This window comes from Mycobacterium sp. 1245801.1, from assembly GCF_001673055.1.
GTDB lineage: Bacteria > Actinomycetota > Actinomycetes > Mycobacteriales > Mycobacteriaceae > Mycobacterium > Mycobacterium europaeum_A.
Genome location: NZ_LZKY01000060.1, coordinates 1 through 4,240 on the forward strand (window position 1 = coordinate 1; position 4,240 = coordinate 4,240).

Here is a 4,240-nt window from a genome sequence, read left to right on the forward strand (position 1 = left end):
GCTCGTGCTCGGCTGGGTGAGCTGTTGCCGGCCTATATGGTGCCGGCTGCGATCGTGGTCCTCGACGCCATGCCGCTGACCGTCAACGGCAAACTCGACCAGCACGCCCTACCGGCCCCGCAGTATCGCGGCCGTGACCCCTACCGCGCTCCGGCGACCGCGCTGGAGGAGATCCTGGCTGCTGTCTATGCGGGGGTGCTGGGTGTCGAGCGGGTCGGGGTCGACGATTCGTTCTTCGAGCTCGGCGGGGACAGCATCTTGTCGATGCAGGTGGTGTCCCGTGCGCGAACTGCTGGGGTGTTGTGTCGGCCACGGGATGTCGTTGTCGAGCAGACGGTAGCCCGACTGGCTCGGGTGGCGATCTTCACCGACGGGGAGGTCGCCGTCGCCGACGAGGGTATCGGCCCCGTCATGGCGACCCCGATCATGGGCTGGTTGCGCGACGTCGCGGGCCCGGTCGATTTGTTCAACCAGACCGTCGTGGTGCGGGCCCCGGTCGGCGTGACCGAGGCCGACGTGGTGGCGCTGCTGCAGGCGCTGCTGGATCGGCACGCGATGTTACGGTTGCGGGTCGACGACGATGGCGCCGGTGGCTGGTCGCTGACGGTGCCCGAGGCCGGATCGCTGCGGGCGCAGGACTGCCTGCAGCAGGTGGACGCGCTGTCCGATGAGGCCCTGATGACGGCGCGGTCCCGGCTGAACCCCGCGTCCGGGATCATGCTCAGCGCTTTGTGGGTGCCTCGCCCGCAGCAGTTGGTTTTGATCGCCCACCATTTGGTCGTAGATGGCGTCTCCTGGCGAATCATCTTGGAGGACATCAACATTGCCTGGGCCCAGTGTCGAGCTGGGCAGGGCATCGTGCTTCCGTCGGGTGGGACGTCGTTTTCCACCTGGACAGCACTGCTGCACGAACACGCCCACAACGCAGCGGTGGCGAAATTTGCCGACGCATGGCGTCAGGTCTTAACGACGCCCGCGACGTTAGCGGCCGCGCGACCGGAGGTGGACACCTATGCCACGGCGGGGCGGTTGTCCGCGGTCTTGGATGTCGAAACGACCCAGCAGCTGATCGCTGAGGTACCTGCGGCGTTTCACGCTGGGGTGCAGGACATCCTGTTGATTGCGTTCTGGTTGGCCTGCAACGAGTTTCTCGGCGCCGCCGGGGCGCCGATCGGCATCGACGTCGAGAGCCACGGCCGCCACGAAGAGCTGGCCGCCCATGTCGATCTATCGCGCACGGTGGGATGGTTCACCACCAAGTACCCGATATCGCTGGTCGCCGGGGAGCTGTCCTGGCCGCAGGTAGTCGCCGGTGATGCCGCGTTGGGACCGGTGATCAAGGACGCCAAGGAACAGCTGCGTGCCTTGCCTGATCGCTTGACCTATGGCCTGCTGCGCTACCTGAACCCCGACGTGGACCTGAAGGGCGTCGACCCGGCGATCGGATTCAACTATCTGGGTCGCCTCGGCGCAGAGACCGGCGAGTTCTCCGGCGAACTCTGGCGTGTCGACCAAGACAGTTTGTGGGTGACGAGCATGGCCTCGGCCATACCAATGCCGTTGGCGCACACCGTTGAACTCAACGCCGCCACGGTGAACACCCCTTCCGGACCGCGAATCCAGTCCAACTGGACGTGGGCGACAACGGTTCTCGACCGCGAACAGATAGACCGGCTGAATCGATTGTGGTTCGAGGCGCTAGCGGGCATCTCCCGACATGTCCGCGCCGGCGGAGGAGGGCTGACACCCTCCGACATCGTGCCGGCCCGACTCAGCCAGCGACAGATCGACGAGCTACAACAGGGATACCGGATCGCCGACGTGCTGCCCCTCACGCCGCTGCAGCAGGGACTGTTGTTCCATGCCACCCTCGCATGCGACTCGAGCGACGACATCTATGCGGTGCAGCTGGAAACCGTCCTGTCTGGCCCCTTGGAACCGACCCGGCTGCGCGATTCGCTGCACAACATAGTCAAACGACATCCCCACCTCTGCGCCGAATTCTGCACCCGCTTCAGCGAGCCGGTGCAGATCATCGCTACCGATCCCGAAATCACCTGGCAATATGTGGACCTCGAGGGCAGCACCGACGTCGAGGGAGGGATCAAGCGTGTGTGCGCCGCTGAGCGCGCCGCGGTCAGCGACCTCACCGAGGGATCCCCTTTCCGGGCCGCGCTGATCCGCACCACTACAGATCAGCATCGGCTGGTATTGACCAATCACCACATCGTGCTGGATGGTTGGTCGCTGCCGATCCTTCTGCGGGAGATCTTGGCCTGCTATCAGGGGCACCGGTTGCCCGAGCCGGCACCGTATCGCAGGCTAATCAGCTGGCTTGCCCGCCAAGACCATGGCGCGGCCAAATTGACATGGATCAAGGCGCTCAACGGGTTTGAGAGTCCCACCCTGGTAGCCCCGGCAAGAACCCCGACCCTCGGGCGCCGAGGTGTCGAATCGTTACGAATCTCAGCCGAAACCACCGGGGCCCTTCGTGACCTGGCACGCTCGAGGCATACCACCCTCAGCACCGTGCTGCACGCCGCGTGGGCCCAGATGCTCGTCCTGTTCACCGGTCAGCACGACGTCGCCTTCGGCACCGTGACGTCGGGGCGGACCGTCGATGTGCAGGGCGTCGAATCGATGGTCGGTTTGCTGATCAACACCACGCCCGTGCGCGCGCGTATCGCGGCCGCAACTACCGTCGCCGACCTCCTGGACCAACTCCAGGCCTTTCACAACGACACCGCCGAACACCAGCACTTGGCGCTCAGCGACCTCCAGCAGATCGCCGGCGTCACGGCGCTTTTCGACACCCTGTTCGTCTACGAGAACTATCCCATCGACACCGCCGGACTGCTCGACGCAGGCGGTATCACCATCACCGAGATCACCAGTCGCGAATACAACCACTACCCGCTGACCGTGCAGGTGATTCCCGGTCGCGAACTGGGCATCCGAGTCGAATACGACACCGACGTGATCGACGCGGCCACCATCGACGCACTGATCAATCACCTACCGCGATTGCTGGCTGCCATGACCGCCAGCTGTGACAAACGACTGTCGTCGATTGACGTCGTCGGCCCGGTTGAGCGTGCCGTGCTGGACGGCTCGAGTAATCGGTCGGTCTTGACCGCGCCCACGCCGAGGGCGGTGTCAATTCCCGAGGCATTCGCCGCCCAGGTTGCGCAGACCCCACAAGCCGTGGCGGTCACTTTCGAACACCGCAACATGAGTTACCGAGACCTCGATGAGGCGTCGAACCGGTTGGCGCACTTGTTGGTTAGACACGGAGCCCGCACCGGTGAACGGGTTGCCCTACTGATCCCCCACGCGGCCGAGTCTGTGACGGCGATCCTAGCGGTGCTCAAGACGGGGGCAGCGTACGTGCCGATCGACCCCGCCCATCCCGACACCCGGATCGGTTTCATGCTCACCGATGCCGACCCAGTCGCCGTCCTGGCCGGTGCGGGATTGGCCGGCCGGCTGGACCCGTACGACGTGGTGGTGATCGACCTCGCTGACTCCGCTGCCGATTCCCAACCCGCCACCGCGCTGCCGGCCCCGGCGCCACAGGATATCGCCTATCTGATCTACACCTCGGGCACCACCGGTGTCCCCAAAGGGGTTGCGGTGACCCATCACAACGTCACCCGGCTGCTGGCCGCGCTGGATCCCGCACTGCCGCCGGGGCCCGGCTCGGTGTGGTCACAATGGCATTCGCTGGCGTTCGACGTCTCGGTGTGGGAGATCTGGGGCGCCTTACTGCGTGGCGGTCGGCTGGTGGTCGTGCCTGACTCGGTGGTGCGTTCCCCACAGGATCTACATGCCTTGCTGGTCAGCGAACAGGTCAGCGTTCTGAGCCAGACGCCGTCGGCGTTCTATGCACTGCAAACCGCCGACACTCTCGAGCCCGGGCTGGGAGAGCGGCTAAGACTGCAGACGGTGGTGTTCGGTGGGGAAGCGCTTGAACCGCAACGTCTTCGGCCGTGGCTGGGCAGCCACCCACGGCTGCCACGACTGGTCAACATGTACGGCACCACCGAAACCACGGTGCACGCTTCATACCGAGAGATCGGGGCCGGTGACCTCGAGAGCATTGTCAGTCCCATCGGGGTGCCGTTGGATCACCTGGCGTTCTTTGTCCTGGACCAGTGGTTGCGTGCGGTGCCGGTGGGGGTGGTTGGTGAGTTGTATGTGGCCGGTGCTGGTGTGGGGGTGGGGTATTGGCGGCGTCGTC

At 65.1% G+C, this 4,240-nt stretch carries 1 protein-coding gene; it reads left to right on the forward strand.

Annotated elements, in window-relative coordinates; genetic code table 11:
- A partial coding sequence (locus A5622_RS03305) for a condensation domain-containing protein (RefSeq protein ID WP_156752824.1) occupies positions 1-4,240 on the forward strand: 4,240 nt, incomplete at both ends.